The following is a 17,075-nucleotide window of genomic DNA, read 5'->3' on the forward strand; positions in this document are numbered from 1 at the left end:
GCTATCCCTGTTCCTGCTATCCCTGTCCGGCCATCAGGTCATGCTCGACGAGGCTCACGACCTCGCCGATCCTGTCGAGCCCCGTCGGCACTTCGAGCCTGCACACGCCGACGCGATCGGCGAGCCGTGCGCAATGCCCGAGATGCGCCGCCGCGAAATCGCCGACCAGGGCGGCGCGGCCGAAACGCGTGACGTATGAAAATCTGATCACGGCCGGCAAAGCGGCGATGCCGGGCATGGGCGAGATCTCAGTCTTTTGGCCGCGCTCGAGAATATAGATGCGGCTCGCCGGAACCCTGTCGCGCGAGAACGCCCCGTGCAATCGGTGCTGGGCCTTGTTGATAGCCGGATGCACCTGCGGCCGCACTTGTGCCCCTTCGAGCGAAATCGCGGCAGCCGCGTCGGCCGCCAGCTTGATCTGGGGAAAACCCGGCACGATCATCGGCTCGTCCGGATGGCTGAGATCGAGCGCCACGACGTCATCGGTAAGCAGTTCGTGTCCGGCACGGATCATGGCGCTTGCCGTCGTCGATTTTCCGGCGCCCTTGTCGCCCATGAAGATGGCGCTTTTGCCGGCAATCGCGACGGCGCTGGCATGCAGCACGAGCAGGCCCCGCCGGTGCAGGATGAGCGCCATCACCGGTCCCAGCAGCGGGAACGCGATCAGTGCGTCGTCGATGCCGGGCGCCGGCTCGACCTCGATGCGGCAGGCGTCGCTGATCAGGAACGCGGCGACAGCGTGCCATGCCAGATATTGCCGATCCGGTTCGAAGCGGAAAATGGTCGCGGCCTCGGGCGAAGGCTTCGGCATATCGATCGCGCCGACACTGATCACGATATCCGCCGCTGCGGGTTCGGCCGGCTCCAGTTCTGGCAATGTCACCTCGGAAGCGATGGTCAGGCCGTAGGCTCGATAAAAACGGCGCTGTCCGCGCGGCCAGCCTTGCGCGCGCGGGCGGAGGGCCAGCGGCTCGTTCAACGGCGTCATGCGGCACTCCCGGCACGCTGCACCTGCCGCAGCCACAGCGACAGCGACGCCGAGCGCCAGACATACTGGACGTCGAGCGGCGCCGGCCGGTCGGGCCGACTGAGCAGCCGGGCATAGGCAGCCTTCACGGCCGGCAGGTTGATATAGGGCTCGATGCGGCCGGCGTCCGGGCCGAGCACCTGTTCCAGGAGGTCGCGGTGGTTGCGCAGCATGCCGTTGACGAGATTGCCGGTGAAATCGATCTTGTCGCGCCGCCACTGGACCGCCGCCGGCAGCACGTCTTGCATGGCGCGGCGCAGCACGTACCGGCCAAAACCGCGGCTGAGCTTCTCCTCACCCGGCAACGCCAGGCAGAACTCGACCAGCGGCTTGTCCCAGAAGGGATAACGAGGCTCGACGCCGAAATTGGCGGCCGCCTTGTCGAGCACTTCGAAAGCATGCGGCACATAGCCGTTGGAAAGAATCCAGCGGTGGGTCAGCGCCTCGCTGGCGCTGACGTCGGCCGGCTTGTAGCCGGCTCGGTGAACCCGCTCGATAAGCTCGGTGCGGCCGGCAAGATCGGCATTGATCAGGTCGCGCCAGCTTCCGCCCTGGGCCGGTTTCCGCAGCCTGTGCAGGAGCCGGTTCGCGGTGTGCCTGAGCCTGGCCACGCGCCAGGCGGGTCCGTAGATGGTCAGGAACTGGAAGTACATGCCGAGCATGCCGTCGCCATAGGTGTTGGAAGCGCTGCGGATCTCGCGCCACAGCTCCAGCCACTTGCCTGCATTGGCAAGCTCGTGCAGATGGCCGTGCCCCTGCGATACGACTTCGTCCCCGCCATGGCCGTCGAGAAGCACCTTGACGCCTTTGGCGCCCGCCGTCCTGTAGACCTCCCGGGTGAGCGTAAGGCCCGGCGCCAGGAACGTTCCTTCCTGCTCTTCCAGCACCCGTTCGAATTCCGCGAACGGCGCGTAGTTGCCGACCGGGATCAGCGTGCCGTCGACGCGCCCTTGTTCCAGCACCGCGTCTATGAAGGGGGTTTCGTCCATCGCCGAGCCGCGTTCGAAAACCAGCGAAAAGGTGGGCAGCCTCGGCTTTCCCTCGGACAGGTTTTGCCGGCCCGCCACGCAGGCGATCGAAGAGGAGTCCAGGCCGCCGCTCAGCATGGCCCCGACCGCCGCGCTTCCGCGCATGCGGTTGCGCACGGACTGCGAGAAGAGGTGGGCGAATTCCTCGGCGGCGTCCGGCCCCATAGGCCGCGACGACGGCTCGATCTGCCAGTATCGCTGCAGCGTCACGCGCTGCCCCGTCACAGTGAGGCTGTGGCGCGCCGGCAGGCGGAAAATATCGGTGTAAGGCGTCGCTTGCGGATCGTCTGGCAGCCCGGCCAGGAAACCCGAGATCTGATGTTCGCTGAGGCGGGCGCCGGCGCTGGTGACGCCAAGGATCGGGCCGATTTCGGAGGCAAAGACAAAGCGCTGCCCGTCCGCGTGATAGTAGAACGGTTTGACGCCGAAATGATCGCGCGCGCAAAACAGCACCTGCCGCTCGGCATCCCAGATGGCGAAGGCGAAATCGCCTTGCAGGTGCACGGGACAGGCTTCGCCCCAGCGCAGATAGGCCCGCATCAGGAGCACGGCGTCGGCAACCGATGCGTCGCGGACGCCGAGCCGTGCCATCAGCTCGTCGCGATTGTCCAGGCGGCAATCCGCGGTGACGGCCAGTTTGCCGCCCGCTATCGTCAGCGGGCCGGGGCCGGCTTCATCGGTCGTGTTGAGCCAGGCGTGGCCGAGCGCGACAGCCTTGTCGGTCCACCACGAACTGCCGTCGCGGGCGCGATGACGCATGCGGGCCAGCATGCGCTGGATATCGGCTGCGGACTCCGGCGCCTCGTGCCCGTGCAGGATACCGGCCACGCCGCTCATCAGTCATTGACCATAGTCGACGAGAGGGACAAACCTGTCTATCGAGCCGCCAAGGACGACATGGTTGCCGCTGATCAGCCAGGCATGCGCCTTCAGCTGCCGGCCGGTGTCGCGCTCGATGCCGATGCGGATCTTCGAGGCGTTGCCCTGGCGGGCGAGAATGTACTGGCCGGCGAGCGCCTGGGTGAGGCAGCTTGCGCGCGGCACCAGGCGGGCCGCGGCGGCAACGCCCCAGGCGACACGGCGCAGCTCTCCCGTGCTGGCGCATTCACGCGCCTCCAGCCGGGTGACGATGCCGCGAAGGCGGTTGTAGGAGAACAGGGTCAGCCCCAGGCGAACGGCCGCGACCACCAGCAGGCAGCGGCAGAGGAACAGCATTTCCGGGCCACTCAGGGAGAGAGCTCGAAGCCGACGCCGCCGGTGCTTCGTCTGGTCGGGACTTTTCTCCGTCGCAGGTTCTTGCCGCAAAACCGTGACCCGCTTTTGCGGAACCTGCCTAGACAGGTTCCTCATGATGCAGCCTCGCAAGTCCGCTATCGGCCAGACCTTTCAACAGCGCGTCGACATCGGCCCTGCAGCGCTCGGCGTCGACATCATAGCGCGCGAGCACGGCCCGGCGGATTTCGGCAATTGGTTTCGGCTCCTGAATCAGCTCCCAGATGAACGTGCCTACCCCGTTGAGGCTGTAGTAGATGTTGGATTTCAGGTTGAGAAGCGCCAGGCCATTGCCGAATTCGCAGGCAACCGCTTCCTTGGTCGCACTTACGCGATCGTGGTCAGATGGGTTCCAGTTCATCCGAAAACCTCGTTTGCTACACACTGTCCGCAATGCGTGCCGACCATTCTGGCGATGAAGAAAAGCCGGGTCAGGCAATGAAGAGAAGCCGGGATTTTCACCCCGACTCCCTTTATGGTTCTTGGATTCCAGAGGCCCAACGTGTCCCTCCAGAATCAGGACAGGCTCAGGAGAACGTCAGGTCGCCAATCGGCGTGTGCGCAGGAAATGCTGCGTCGAGCGCCGTGTTGCCGCCACCGCCCTGAGTGATGGTTTCAATCGAACCATGAACCGTCAGGCTGGGCGTTTCGTACTCCTGCTTTTCAACATTCTGTTCCATTTTACACTCCATCAAGGACTGGAAACGGCCTGTCGATTGCCGGCGGCACTTTCATGCTGCGATGCAATAGCTGCATGGCAGCATTTATGAGTCAAGCCTGATTTACCGCGCATTAATCAATTATGGACTGCGCGCGCAGACACAGTCGTGAGTAACGATCTCAAGCTTTGGCCTTGATCGCCTCGAGATCCCTGCATATGGGCCTAATGCACTAGGTCAGCATAAGAAATTGATTTGCATATATAAACTTTTTAAGCCCTGTCACTTCAAGGCATGGCGACAATAATGCCCTAGCACCGGGTCTCCCGGTAGGTTTGCTACGGAACGCCGAAAAGGCCACTCGTCCCCTGGGGTCCAGCAGTTCTCCTCATCGTTCGCCCGAGCCGGTTTCGATAAACGTCGGGGCCGGATTTTTGCGCTGCAAAAGGAAAAACTGGACGGCGCAAAAGTTTTTGGCGATGCTTTGCTTCGCACCTGCAGCATAGGCGTCGCGCCGATCGCTTCTGGAGAACCGTGCGCCCGATGGCCCTGACCGAACGTTCATATGAGCGACTGCGCGCCGCCGATTGCGCCAGCGAGATCGCCTATGTGCAGGCCTGTCTGCGGCTGTTCTTCGCGGCGCGATCCGGCGCCGCGCCCGGCGATGCCTCCGGCCTCTCCGTGGCCAATGTCACCGACATAGCCAGGTTGAACAAGGTCGCGACCTTTATCCTCAAGGTGCTGTCGAGCGCACCCGCGAACGGGCCGCCGGCTCAGTTCTCCCAATGGCTCGACGCCTACCGCCGGAAGACCGTTTCGATGAACGCGTCCTGCATCATGGATTCGATGGCGATCCAGGCGGCGCTGCGCGACAGGCAGATCGATTTCGTTTTCCTGAAAGGTCCCTTCCAGCAGCATCTGCTTTACGACGATCATTTCATGAAGCCTTCGGGCGATGTCGACATATTGGTGGCGCCGGCCGGGTTTTTCAGGGCGCGCGAGGCGCTCCGCTCGATCGGCTACGAGATCGCCGGCAAGTCGCGCTCGGTCTGGTGGGTCCGTTTCCTCGGCGAACAGCACATGATCCGCGGCGACGGGCCGACGCAATCCACTGTCGATCTGCATTATCGGCTCCAGCAACCCGGCTCGCCCAGCCCGCGCGACGCGGATGGCTTCCTGCGGCGCAAACGGCAGGTCGAGATCACCGGCGTCGAGGTGCCGTTCACATCGGCGGCCGACACTCTGCTGTTGTCCTGCATCAGCGTCGCCAAGGCGCTTTTCAACCGGGAACCCTGCGCCGGTTACGTCTGCGACGTGCGCGCCAGCGCCGACCGCCTGGACGAAGCCGAGCAGCAGCGCCTGCTCGATGCCGCCGCGGCGCAGGGGCTGGACGACACGCTGCTGCTTGGCCTGCGCGCCGCCGACGTGCTCCTCGGCGGCGCCGACACGCTCCTGTCGCAGCGCGCCGCGCGGATGCTGTCGCGTATCGGCAATGAGGACCTGCTCAACATGGTCATCGCGCCATGGCTGTCATCCCTGCGCTGGCCGCAGCGGCGCACCGTGTTGTGGGAGTTGTGCGGTCGTGCGCCGGTCCGCTATCTGGCGGAAGCCGGCTGGGCGGCATCGGCCGACATCAGCCGCCGCATCTTCGAACGGCAGGGCAGCCCGTGACGGGAAGCCTGTCGTGCATCGAACACGTACAGGGCGAGGGCAGAATGGAACCTGTGCAAGAGGCAAATTCATGTCGATGACAAAATCAAAGGTCTGCGTGATCATCGCGGCCCGAAACGCGGCGCGAACAATCGCGGTCGCCATCGCGTCCGCGCTGCGCGAACCGGAAGTGGCCGAAGTCGTCGTCGTCGATGACGCCTCCACCGATGACACGGCCCAAGTCGCCCGCGCCGCCGATGACGGCAGCGGCCGGCTCGCGGTGATCCGGCTCGACGTCAATCGCGGCCCCTCCTTCGCCCGCAACGCCGCTATCGCGGCCTCGCAATCGCCATTCATCGCCATTCTTGACGCCGACGACTTCTTTCTCGCGGGCAGGTTTCATAACCTCTTTGCCGGCGCGGACTGGGATTTCGCGGCCGACAACATCATGCTCATCAGGGACGACGCCTTGAGCGATGTCACCCAGATCGTCGCTCCGCAGTTCGCGGCCGAGCCGGAATTCCTCGACCTGGAGCGCTTCGTCGAAGGCAACATCTCCAGGCGCAACGTGCGCAGAGGCGAACTCGGTTTCCTCAAGCCGGTGATCAGCCGCGCTTTTCTCGACAGGCACGGCTTGCGCTATGACGAGAGCTTGCGTCTGGGCGAGGATTACGAACTCTACGCGCGCGCGGTCGCCAGCGGCGCGCGCTTCAAGGTCATCCGCTCCTGCGGTTACGGCGCCATCGTGCGGGCCGATTCGCTGAGCGGCCGCCACAAGACCCAGGACCTGAAGCGTCTTGCCGACGCCGACCTGGCGCTGCTGGCGATCGACAGCCTGCCTGAGGGTTCCAAAGCGGTGCTGCGCCGCCACGAGCGCCACGTGCGCGACAAATACCGGCTGCGCAATTTCCTCGACGTCAAGGCCGAGCGGGGCCTGGCGTCGGCCGCGGCCTATGCCTTCGCAAGCCAATCCAACCTGGTTCCCATCGTCCAGGGCGTGGCGTCCGACAAGCTCGAGGCGCTGTTTCGCCGCGTCGGGTTCGCCTCCCGTCGTCAACATGTGCCGCCAATGCGTTTTCTCATGGCCGGCACCAGCACGGGCAAGCAGCCTTGAATGCGGGCGTCCGGCCGCGCTCTTGCCAGCCCGTCGCGCAAAGCATTTCCGGCGGATTTATGAGTTTACGAATTGGGTGGTTGCCTAGCCGGCCGGAGGATGGCAGTCTATGTTGCGGTGCAGCAATTAGGATGGCCAATGAACCGGCCTCCGATCGGACTGCCCGATATTGAACCGGTAAGGGGCCCGGCCGACGGCCGGACTACCACAGGACTTTGAACGCATGGCCTCGATATTCGGCTTCAGATCAAGGAATCCGGCCCGCGACCGCCAGACCGACATCTCGCGCCTCGACCGCCTGGCGAAGCTGTTCGAGCAGATCGCGGCCGAGATCGAGGCCGAGCGAAACGGGCTGGAGAATCGCTACAAGGCGACGGCCACCAACGCCGCCTTTCTGGTCGAGGCCATGGAGAACGGCTCGGCGTCTGCGCGCCGTTCCGCCGAGGTCGATGAATTGACGACGTCGATCCTGAATTGCGAGCGCCGCATCGCGGCGCTGTCGCGCCAGAACGGCATGGTCCGGGAGCTTCGTCATTCGCTGGATATGGTTTTCGATGAGGACGGGTCGTCCGATATGACGGCCAGCGAGGGGCTCGCCAAACTGGCAGGCGCCGGCAGAGGGTGAAGGCTGAAGGGTGGATTTGGCGCGAGGCGAGAAGGCAGCTTGGGGAGGGGCTGACGAGAGAAAGAAAGCGCCGTTTGGCAACGGCTCGAATGGCTACTTTGGGTTGGGGATGCACAGCGCAAAGGTTGAGTTTCGTATGAATGCGGATCCGAGAACCACGTTCACCGTCGCAGTTCGCGGCATATCGTCAACGCGCCAGGCCAGGCAAGCCCGCCCAGGCGATTCCACCGGACGCAGGGCTGCCCTGGTCGCGCTGGCTCTCGCTAGCCTGTTCGCCGGGCCGGCGCCATCCTGGTCGCAAGATCTGAAGTCGGCGCCCTCATTCGTCGATGATTTCACCAGCTTCAACCGCCAGCGCTGGTATGTCTCCGATGGCTGGACGAATGGCGGCCATCAGAATTGTACCTGGGCGAAGGGGCAGGTCAGCCTGGCGGACGGCGTGCTGTCGCTGGGTTTCGAGAAGCAGAAGACGAAGGACCGCGACTACGCTTGCGGCGAAATCCAGACCAAGCAGCGCTTCGGCTACGGCACCTACGAGGCGCGCATGAAGACCGACACCGGTCCCGGCCTCAACGCGGCTTTCTTCTCCTATATCGGACCGTCGGACAAGCAGCCCTGGGACGAGATCGACTTCGAGATCCTGACCAAGGACACGTCCAAGGTGCAGGTCAATGCCTACATCGCCGGCAAGGGCAAGAACGAGAAGCTGGTCGACGTGCCGGGCGGCACGGAAAAGGCCTTCAACGACTACGCCTTCGTCTGGCAGAAGGACAGTTTGCGCTGGTACGTCAACGGCCAGCTGGTGAACACCATCACCGATCCGGCAAAGCTGCCCAGCCATGCTCAGAAGATCTTCTTCAGCCTCTGGGGCAGCGATACGATGACCGGATGGTTGGGCGCATTCGCCGATCCCGGACGCAAGCTTTCGCTGCAAATCGAGCGCGTCGCCTTCACCGCGCAGGGCGAACCCTGCCAGTTTCCGGAATCGCTGGCATGCAGCGTAAAGTAGAACCTATTGGGAAAGTCGATTTGAACCGGCCGGGCCGACCACGGTCCGCTGCCCTGGACAGGAACAAAACAGAATGAATTTGACGGTGTTTGGTATCGGCTATGTCGGTCTCGTGCAGGCTGCTGTGCTTGCCGAAGTGGGCCACCAGGTCGTCTGCGTCGACATCGACGCGAACAAGGTCGAGCGGCTCAATCAAGGTCTCGTCCCAATTTTCGAGCCGGGCCTGGAAAGCATCGTCAGGGAGAACCATGCCGCCGGCCGCATCAAGTTCACCACCGACGCGGCCGCCGCCGTCAGGCATGGTGAAATCCAGATGATCGCGGTCGGCACGCCTCCCGGCGAGGATGGCTCGGCCGATCTCAAATATGTGCTGGCGGTCGCCGAGGCGATCGGCCGGGAAATGGATGCGCCCAAGATCGTCGTCGGCAAGTCGACCGTGCCGGTCGGCACCTGCGAGAAGATCAAGGCCAGGATCGCCGAAACGCTGAAGAAAAGAGGCCGCGAGGACCTGACCTTCGACGTCGCTTCCAATCCGGAATTCCTCAAGGAAGGGTCCGCCGTCGCCGATTGCATGAGGCCGGACCGCATCATCGTTGGCACGTCGAGCGAGGCCACCGAGGCGGTGATGCGCGAGCTCTACGCCCCCTTCAACCGCAACCACGAGAAGATGATCGTGATGGATGTGCGCAGCGCCGAATTCACCAAATACGCGGCCAATTGCATGCTCGCCACCAAGATCAGCTTCATGAACGAAATGGCGAACCTTGCCGAACAGCTCGGCGCCGACATCGAGGAGGTTCGCAAGGGCATCGGCAGCGATCCGCGCATCGGCTACCACTTCATCTATCCGGGCCTCGGCTATGGCGGCTCCTGCTTTCCCAAGGACGTGCGCGCCCTGATCAAGACCGCCGAAGGCGTCAAGTTCGACGCCAAGCTGCTGCGCGCCGTCGAGGAGCGCAACAACGAGCAGAAATCCGTGCTGTTCGACAAGGTGAACCGCTATTTCAAGGGCAACCTCAAGGGCAAGACCTTCGCGCTCTGGGGCCTGGCTTTCAAGCCCAACACCGACGACATGCGCGAGGCGCCCGCCCGCACGCTGATGGAGGCACTCTGGAACGTCGGCGCCACCGTGCAGGCCTATGATCCCGAGGCGATGCAGGAATGCCAGGCCATCTATGGGCTGCGCGACGACCTGCTTCTGTGCGGCACCAAGGAAGCGGCGCTGCGCGGCGCCGATGCGCTGCTGATCGCCACCGAGTGGAAGAGTTTTCGCGCGCCGTCCTTCGACGCGCTGAAGGACGCGCTGACCACGCCGATCATCTTCGACGGCCGCAACCTCTATGATCCCAAGGTCATCGCCCGCCACGGCATCGAATATCACTCGATCGGCAGGATGGCGGCATGAGACCGGGTTTGGGCAATCCAATGTGGGATCGCCGCGGCCGGCCGGTGTGCTTGCCATGACGAACGCACAAGACCCGGAAAGGAGTTGCGGCTGATGGTGCTGGACGTAAAGCCGGAGCAGATCACCAAGGACCACTTCGACGTTGTCGCGATCGGTTCCGGTTTCGGTTCGGCCTTCTTCCTGCACGAATTCACGAAGCGGCGTAAGGCGCGCATCCTGCTCCTGGAATGGGGCCGGCACAACACGCATGAATGGCAGCTCAAGCAGAACGTCAACACCGACATCGAGGACGAGTCGACCTACAAGACCAATTCCGACAAGCCCTGGAACTACACGATCGGGCTGGGCGGCGGCACCAACTGCTGGTTCGCGCAGACGCCGAGGTTCCATCCCAACGACTTCAGGCTGAAAAGCACTTACGGCATCGGCAATGACTGGCCGATCAGCTATGACGACGTCGAGCCGTTCTATTGCGACGCCGAAGACATCATGTCGATCTCGGGCGATCCCGACATGGCGGCGATGCTGCCGCGCTCGAAGCCCTTTCCGCAGCCGCCGCACCGCATGTCGACGCCCGACCGGATGATGAAGGCGGCGCAGCCAGGCCAGCATTTCGTCATGCCCACCGCGCGCGCCCGCGTGCCGACCGCGCAGCGCACCTCGTGCTGCGCCAACCTCAGATGCTGGCTATGCCCGGTCGACGCCAAGTTCACCGCCAATAACGGCCTGATGCATGTCTTCGAGCATCCCGACGTGTCGGTCTGCCTCGGTTCGGAAGTGCGCCGGCTCGACCATGTCGGCGGGACGGTCCGCTCGGTCACCTTCGTCCACGCCGGCAAGGAATATCAGGTCAGCGGCGACCTCTTCGTTCTCGGCGCCAATGCCATCCAGAGCGCGGCGATCATGCTGCGTTCCGGCCTGGGAGGCGAATTCGTCGGCCGCGGCCTGCATGAATCCTATGGCTGGAATTTCGAGGTCTATCTCGACGGTGTCGACAATTTCGACGGCAGCACCATCACCACCGGCTTGAATTTCGGCCTCTATGACGGTCCGCACCGGTCCGAGCACGCCGCGGCGCTGGTCTATTTCGAGAACCGCTGGCAACACGGCATGCGCGCCGAGAAGGGGCGGTTGCGCCAGGCGCTGCCGCTCGTCGTGGTGACCGAGAACCTGCTCGACCATGAGAATTTCGTCACGCTCGACGAGGACGACAACGCCTTCGTCAGCTTCAAGGCGCCGTCGGACTACGCGGTCAAGGGCATGGCGCGGGCGCTGGAGAAACTGCCCGGGCTGCTCGCCCCGCTGCCGGTCGAACAGCTTTTCGATCGCGGCATCCGGCCAACCGAATCGCATGTCCAGGGTACGCTCCGGATGGGAACGGGCCCGGCCGATTCGGTGGTCGACAGCTGCATGATTCATCACCAGCTCAGGAACCTGGTCGTGGTCGGAACCAGCACATATCCGAGCTGTTCATGCGCCAATCCGAGCCTGACCGCGGCAGCGCTGTCCCTGCGGGCGGCGAGCCGGATGGCGTGAGAGGAGCAAACCAGATGATAGAGATCTCGCGACGCTCCGCACTGGCCGTCATGGCGGGCGGGGTGGTATCGACCGGCATTGCCTACGCGGCAGTGTCCTCGTTTTCGGATGAGGATCTGGTGCGCGTCACGCTCGAGAAATATTTCGGCAAGCTCAACATGCGCATCGAGCATTTGCAGCAGTTCGTCCTGGCGTTCCGCGACAGGAACCCGTGGATATTCCCGAGCAAGAAACTCAGCGACGCCGTCACCTTGCTCGAGGAGACAAGGCTGGGCAAAGCCCGCGCTCTGCTGCCGGAGCAGAAGAAGCAGGACCTCCTACATTTCGACCGCTGGCTGATCGCCGAATTCCACATGCTGACCGACTACGCCTGGCGCAGTTCGCCTGGCGATCCGATCCGGTTCACCGGATGGCAGCCATGCACCAATCCGTTCGCCAATCTCGAGCAACAGAGTGCCTGAGGCGGTGCCGGAGCAAGCTCTCCGGCCACATTGAACGAAACGCGAAAGAACCAGGAGCCATGACCATGAAAGTTCTTTTTGCAGGCGGCAACGGATACACGCCCGAATTCAGCGGCGGCGTCCAGTCGAGCACCCATCATCTGGCCGAGCAGTTGATCGAGCACGGCCATGAGGCGGCCGTACTGGCCGCCCTGTTCGGCGACGGTGTCTTCGGCTTCAAGGCGCGCGCCAAGATGAAGCTGCTGCGTCAGCCGGCGGTCATCGACAGTTTTCCCGGCTATCCGGTGGTGCGGGCCTGGTTTCCCTGGAAGGCGGCCGACTTTGCCGTCCGCAGATTGAAGCCGGACGTGGCCGTCGTCCAGTGCCATAAGTCGGTTCCGGTGGGCAAGGCGCTGCAGGCCGAAGGCGTGCCGCTGGTCGTCTATCTCAGGAATGTCGAGTTCCATGAGCTGGGCGGCGATCTGCGCGAGCTGCATTCGGCGCTCTACATCGCCAATTCGCAATTCACTGCGCGCGCCTACAAACAGAAGTTCGGCATCGATGCGGCGGTGCTGCCGCCGACCATCAATGCCGCCCTCTACAGCACGCCGACCACGGGCCAGTTCGTCACCTTGATCAATCCGTACGAGGAGAAAGGCTTCGAGCTCGCCGTGCGCATCGCTGGCGCCTGCCCCGAGATTCCGTTCCTGTTCGTGGAGAGCTGGAAGCTTGCCGACGATCATCGCGCCCGCATCGAGAAAACCATCGCCCCGTTCTCCAACATCAGGCTGGAGAACCGCACCGGCGACATGAAGACCGTCTATGGCCGCACCAGGATCCTGCTGGCGCCCAGCAAATGGGAAGAGGCCTGGGGCCGTGTGGCCTCGGAAGCCCATTGCAGCGGCATTCCCGTCATCGGCTCGCGGCGCGGCGGGCTGCCCGAAGCGATCGGCCCGGGCGGCGTGGTGCTGGATTACGATGCGCCGCTCGCCGACTGGATCGCGGCTGTCAGGCTGCTGTGGAACGACCGCCAGGAATATGACCGGCTCTCGGCCACGGCGCGCAGCTTCTCCGAGCGTCCGGAGCTCGATCCGGACCGCCAGTTCCTCACCTTCTTTTCCATACTGGACAAGGCCACACAGCAGCGTTCGCGACAGGCGGCGTAGCCAGGGCTCAGGCTGGCACCGGACCTGGCAGCCCTGTAATAGGAATTTTTTCTTGACAGGGTGAAGGCAGCTATGGTAGATTTTTGGTCATGGTGCTGAGTTGCGCCGGAAACCCGCCGCACAGGCGGGTTTTTCGTTTGATGCTTCTCGACCGGCACGCCGGCGAAACACTCCGAAGGAACCCGTTAATCTGGATTCGCAGCCTTGGCGGATCAGGCCAGGCGCTTGACCCGGCTTTTCAGCGTCTCGTAGCCGCGGGCGCCAAGCAGCGCGCGGGCAAGGGCCTTGGCGGCGCCCTTGCGGCCTTCCTGTGATTTGGCCTGTCGCAACCTGGCCGGCAGGTTGCGCGCCGCCTGGCCGAGCGCCGGGAGCGACAGCGCGTTGGGAAAGCTGACCATGTGCGTTTCGACGCACAGCACCGGTTTGCCCGACAGCTCGGTGATCCTCAGCGCCTGCTCGTGCTCGCTCTCGATGAACAGGATGGCATCGGATTTGCGGTAGAATTCGGCCTTGAAACTGCCATGCGCGCCAAGCCGCTGACGCTCCGCCTTGCTCGGCAGGTCGAGCATGATCAGATGATCGTACTTGATCTCGTGCTTGGCCAGCCATGCCTCGGTCAGCGCGCGGTATTTCTCCAGCCGGCTGGTCACCAGCCAGCCGATCTTGCGGGTCGCAGTGTGGAGCGGCCGCGCTTCGCTAAGGAATTTCTCGTAGGCCGGACCATCGTCGTTTTCCGCCTCGGTCGGATCGAGGCACAGCACCCCGTCTATGTCGACGCAGCATTGCGCCAGGAATTTGTGGTGCATGAAGTTCCACTGGAACATGCGCGGATGCGGCACGACCTCGAAGACGACATCGGTCTCGGCATGCTGCGGCTCAAGCCCGAACACGGCGGCAAAGGTGTAGTCGGCCTCGATGCCGGCACCCTCTATGCGGGCGCGGGCGTCGCGCATGGCGTTGCCGCCGGAGACGCTGTCGTCGATCACCAGCACCTTGCGCATTTCCGCGACCTTGCGGTCGAGCACCGCACGGCGCTTGGTGATGCCCGATGTGTAGACGCGACCCTCGAGGAAGGAGTCCAGGTCGGTCATAGGTATGTTCGCCGCGAGACTGACCAGCGTCGCCGCCAGCACGCCGCTTCTGGGGACGCCGACCACCAGGTCGATGTCGCGCGGCAACCGGTGAAGGTTGCTGACGATCGCGTCGTTCATGTCTGAGATCGATCGGTAATGCATGGATCAGGCCTGATGCTCGGGTGAACGGTAAGGGTCGAAAGCGCCAAAATTATTGCGCCTCGCGCGGTGCTGCCGCCGGCGGCCTTGCCGGCAGCATTTTCAAGGCCTCGCGCAAGGCTTCACGGCCGGCTGCGAAGGCCAGCGCGATGACGATGGTGATGAGATAGGCAAGGATCGCGCCGCTGGCCAAGGCAATGACATGCTGCTGCGGCAGCAGCGGCTTGACCAACCAGACCACCGCCAGCGCCACATGCGCGCCGAGCACGAACGGCGTCGCCGCGCGAAGCACGTGGCTTGCCCGCAGCGGCCCGCTCCTGCCGACATAGAGCCACAGGAAAGGCGTGCGCAGATATTCGCTGACGGCATAGGCGATCGCCACGCCGAGCGCGCCATAAGGCAGGCCCAGCACGAAAGCGAGCACCGACGTCGCCGCCGTGATGATGCCCCAGCGCATGAAGTCGCCGGAACGGCCCTGGCTGACGAACAGCCATCCGGCCGGATTGTTGAGCGGCTGCAGCAGCCCGGCGAAGCCCAGCGCCAGGAAAATCGAGGCGCTTGCGCGCCATTGCTCACCGAGCACGAAGGGGATGAGTATGTCGGACATGGCGGTGGCGAAAGCGACGCCGGGAAGCGCCACCAGCAGGATCAGCGGCATGACGCGAAGATAGGCGCTGCGGTAGCGGTCGGGCTCGTCCTTCAGCCTGGAAAGGGCCGGCACCATCACCTTCGACAGCGGGTTCGTGATCTGGCTCAGCGGGAACAGGAGCAGCTTGTAGGCACGGTCATAGAGGCCGAGCTGCGCCTCGCCCCAGTATTTTCCGATCAGCACGTTGTCGAGATTACGGGCAAAGAAATTGGCGAAGTTGAAGCCGGTTATGCCGGCGCCGAAATTGATCAGCTCGCTGATCCCGGCGACCTTGCGGGGCAGGCTGGGCCGCCAGCGCGAACTGGCCCAGTAGCACAGCGTCGGCAGCACGGCTCCGGTCAAGGTGCCGGCGAAAAGTGCCCAGTAGGAGCGGTCGACGAATGTCCAGGCGATCGACACGGCAAGACCAGCCACGGCGCCTGCGACATCGATGATGGCCAGGCGGCCGAACTGCATGCGGCGGGTCAGGAGCGCCAGATGCTGCGCACCGAGGCCGTAGGCCATGATCTGCAGGCCCAGCGCCGCCACCAGGCCAGCCACACGCGGTTCGCCGTAGAAGGCGGCGACCAGCGGTGCCGCGCCGGCAAGCACGCAGGCCAGGATGGCGCTGACGGCGACGTTGATCCAGAACAGGTAGTTCACCTCGTCGTGCCGTATGCCCGATTTCTGGATGGTCGCCTGGGTGAGGCCGAAATCCTGGAACAGCGCGATGAAGGCCAGCACCGGCGCGCACATCGCCACGACGCCGAAATCCTGCGGCAACAGGAGACGCGACAGCACGATGACGGAAATGATCTGCGTGGCGACCCGCACGGACTGCGACAAGGCCGTCACGACCGCGCCACGCCCGACCGATTTGCGCAGCGAGCCTTCTGGCGGATCGAATGGATTGGCTTCCAAATTCAGGATTCCTGATTCTTGTGCAGGTTCCGACCAGGAACCCTGCAACCGCCGCCGCGGCCAAATTACGGCATTTATTTTGCAGTGCAACAAAAAACGTGGATTTTGCTACGCTGCACCAAAAATGTTGCGATGCAGCAAGACCTGTACTAGGTTCGCCGTGGGTGGGCCAACAGCGGTCGAGTTTTCATGCTGAATGTCTTGTACCTTGTGCATGACGTTTCCGACCCGGCAGTGCGCCGGCGGATTACCATGCTCAGGGCAGGTGGCGCCCAGGTCACGCTCACAGGCTTCCGTCGCACGGCAAATCCCATTGCCGACGTCGAGGGATTGCGGCCGCTGGATCTCGGCGCGACGCGTGACGGGCGATTCGCCCAGCGTCTGACGGCAGTCGCCAAGGCGGCGGTTTCGATCGGCACCAGGCTCCGCGGCATGCCGAGACCCGATCTCATCATCGCGCGCAACCTGGAAATGCTGGCGCTCGCCCGCCGCGCCAACACGGCGTTCGGCGCGGCGGTGCCGATCGTCTATGAATGCCTCGACATCCATCGCCTGATGCTTCGCAGCGATGCGGTCGGCAGGGCGCTGCGCGCCACGGAACGTTACCTTGCCAGGGACGTAAAGCTGCTGGTGACCAGCTCGCCCGCGTTCACCGCCAATTATTTCGCGCCGTTCGGCCAGGTGACGGCGCCGGTCGAACTGGTCGAAAACAAATATTTCGAGGCAGCGGCGATCCTGCCGGCCGAGCATGAGATGGCCGAGGCGCCTGTCGCGCCACCCTGGCGCATCGGCTGGTTCGGGGCATTGCGCTGCCGCCGCTCGCTCGAACTCCTGGCCGATTTCTCGCGCCGCGCCGACGGCCGGTTCGAGATCGTGCTGCGCGGCCGCCCGGCGTTGACCGAATTCCCGGATTTCCACGCCTTCGTCGAGGCCGAGCCCTGGCTTTCGTTTCGCGGACCCTACCGCAACCCGGAGGACATGGCGGCGATCTACCGGGACGTGCATTTCTCCTGGGCGATCGATTTCTTCGAGGCGGGCCAGAATTCCGAATGGCTGCTGCCCAATCGCCTCTATGAAGGCTGCCGATTCGGCGCGGTGCCGATCTCGATGGCCAACACGGAAACTGGGCGGTTCCTCGGCCGGCAAGGCATCGGCATTCTGTTGCCCGAAGCCTCACCCGACGCGCTCGAAGCCGCCATCGGCAAGATGGAGGAGCGCCGCTTCAGCACGTTGAAGGAGCGCGTTCTGTCGCGCAACCCCAGGATATGGAGCTATGATCGCAGCGATTGCCAGGCGCTGGTCGACAAGCTTCGAAGCCTGGCCGCCATGCGCCAACCCTTCGCGGCCGAGGCTTTGGCCTAGG

Annotated in this window: 16 protein-coding genes; 9 read left to right on the top strand and 7 right to left on the bottom strand. The window is 63.9% G+C overall.

The features are described from left to right. Positions 1-16: 16 nt before the first annotated feature. The 5 genes from FJ940_RS21215 to FJ940_RS21235 all read right to left on the bottom strand — a co-directional run bounded on the left by FJ940_RS21215 (position 17) and on the right by FJ940_RS21235 (position 4,007). Entirely contained in the window at positions 17-988 is a 972-nt protein-coding gene (locus FJ940_RS21215) for a serine kinase (protein WP_140580557.1), read from the bottom strand. After that, a complete protein-coding gene (locus FJ940_RS21220; protein ID WP_140657804.1) occupies positions 985-2,892 on the bottom strand; it encodes a lasso peptide isopeptide bond-forming cyclase in 1,908 nt (635 codons plus the stop codon). The genes FJ940_RS21215 and FJ940_RS21220 overlap by 4 nt, the downstream gene beginning before the upstream one ends. Before the next feature lie 3 nt (positions 2,893-2,895). Beyond that, the gene (locus FJ940_RS21225) at positions 2,896-3,270 is read right to left on the bottom strand and encodes a lasso peptide biosynthesis B2 protein (protein WP_224618327.1); all 375 of its coding nucleotides are present in this window, start codon (positions 3,268-3,270) and stop codon (positions 2,896-2,898) included. Positions 3,271-3,388: 118 nt separating this feature from the next. Further along, positions 3,389-3,688: a PqqD family protein gene (locus FJ940_RS21230; protein ID WP_140497191.1), complete on the bottom strand. Its 300-nt coding sequence runs from the start codon at positions 3,686-3,688 to the stop codon at positions 3,389-3,391. A gap of 166 nt (positions 3,689-3,854) precedes the next feature. Further along, the gene (locus FJ940_RS21235) at positions 3,855-4,007 is read right to left on the bottom strand and encodes a lasso peptide (RefSeq protein WP_140497189.1); all 153 of its coding nucleotides are present in this window, start codon (positions 4,005-4,007) and stop codon (positions 3,855-3,857) included. Between the two features lie 522 nt (positions 4,008-4,529). Between FJ940_RS21235 and FJ940_RS21240 the strand changes: the two genes are divergently transcribed. From FJ940_RS21240 to FJ940_RS21275, 8 genes are all read left to right on the top strand, one after another. Further along, positions 4,530-5,657, top strand: a complete 1,128-nt coding sequence (locus FJ940_RS21240) for a nucleotidyltransferase family protein (protein ID WP_140523548.1) — start codon at positions 4,530-4,532, stop codon at positions 5,655-5,657. Between the two features lie 70 nt (positions 5,658-5,727). Continuing rightward, positions 5,728-6,750, top strand: a complete 1,023-nt coding sequence (locus FJ940_RS21245; protein WP_140657806.1) for a glycosyltransferase family 2 protein — start codon at positions 5,728-5,730, stop codon at positions 6,748-6,750. A 223-nt stretch (positions 6,751-6,973) separates the two neighbouring features. Further along, positions 6,974-7,375 carry a hypothetical protein gene (locus tag FJ940_RS21250; RefSeq protein ID WP_140556878.1) on the top strand — a complete coding sequence of 134 codons (402 nt, stop codon included), beginning with the start codon at positions 6,974-6,976 and terminating at the stop codon, positions 7,373-7,375. Positions 7,376-7,511: 136 nt separating this feature from the next. After that, positions 7,512-8,384, top strand: a complete 873-nt coding sequence (locus tag FJ940_RS21255) for a family 16 glycosylhydrolase (RefSeq protein ID WP_140556876.1) — start codon at positions 7,512-7,514, stop codon at positions 8,382-8,384. Positions 8,385-8,457: 73 nt separating this feature from the next. Beyond that, positions 8,458-9,789: a UDP-glucose/GDP-mannose dehydrogenase family protein gene (locus FJ940_RS21260; RefSeq protein WP_140556874.1), complete on the top strand. Its 1,332-nt coding sequence runs from the start codon at positions 8,458-8,460 to the stop codon at positions 9,787-9,789. Positions 9,790-9,882: 93 nt separating this feature from the next. Beyond that, positions 9,883-11,325: a GMC family oxidoreductase gene (locus tag FJ940_RS21265; protein WP_140657808.1), complete on the top strand. Its 1,443-nt coding sequence runs from the start codon at positions 9,883-9,885 to the stop codon at positions 11,323-11,325. A gap of 14 nt (positions 11,326-11,339) precedes the next feature. Next, on the top strand, positions 11,340-11,786 hold the full coding sequence (locus FJ940_RS21270) for a hypothetical protein (protein WP_140497175.1): 447 nt from the start codon (positions 11,340-11,342) through the stop codon (positions 11,784-11,786). A gap of 65 nt (positions 11,787-11,851) precedes the next feature. After that, positions 11,852-12,931: a glycosyltransferase gene (locus tag FJ940_RS21275; RefSeq protein WP_140512933.1), complete on the top strand. Its 1,080-nt coding sequence runs from the start codon at positions 11,852-11,854 to the stop codon at positions 12,929-12,931. 212 nt (positions 12,932-13,143) lie between these two features. Here the strand turns inward: FJ940_RS21275 and FJ940_RS21280 are convergent, their stop codons facing one another. Continuing rightward, positions 13,144-14,166 (bottom strand): phosphoribosyltransferase family protein, encoded by a 1,023-nt coding sequence (locus tag FJ940_RS21280; protein WP_140497171.1) that lies wholly within the window; start codon positions 14,164-14,166, stop codon positions 13,144-13,146. Between the two features lie 49 nt (positions 14,167-14,215). Continuing rightward, the gene (locus FJ940_RS21285; RefSeq protein ID WP_140657810.1) at positions 14,216-15,712 is read right to left on the bottom strand and encodes a lipopolysaccharide biosynthesis protein; all 1,497 of its coding nucleotides are present in this window, start codon (positions 15,710-15,712) and stop codon (positions 14,216-14,218) included. 189 nt (positions 15,713-15,901) lie between these two features. Here FJ940_RS21285 and FJ940_RS21290 point away from each other — a divergent pair, with 189 nt between their 5' ends. Beyond that, positions 15,902-17,074 (top strand): glycosyltransferase family 4 protein, encoded by a 1,173-nt coding sequence (locus FJ940_RS21290; protein WP_140657812.1) that lies wholly within the window; start codon positions 15,902-15,904, stop codon positions 17,072-17,074. Position 17,075 lies beyond the last annotated feature (1 nt).

Origin of the sequence: Mesorhizobium sp. B2-3-7, assembly GCF_006442695.1 — a bacterium.
Classification (GTDB): domain Bacteria; phylum Pseudomonadota; class Alphaproteobacteria; order Rhizobiales; family Rhizobiaceae; genus Mesorhizobium.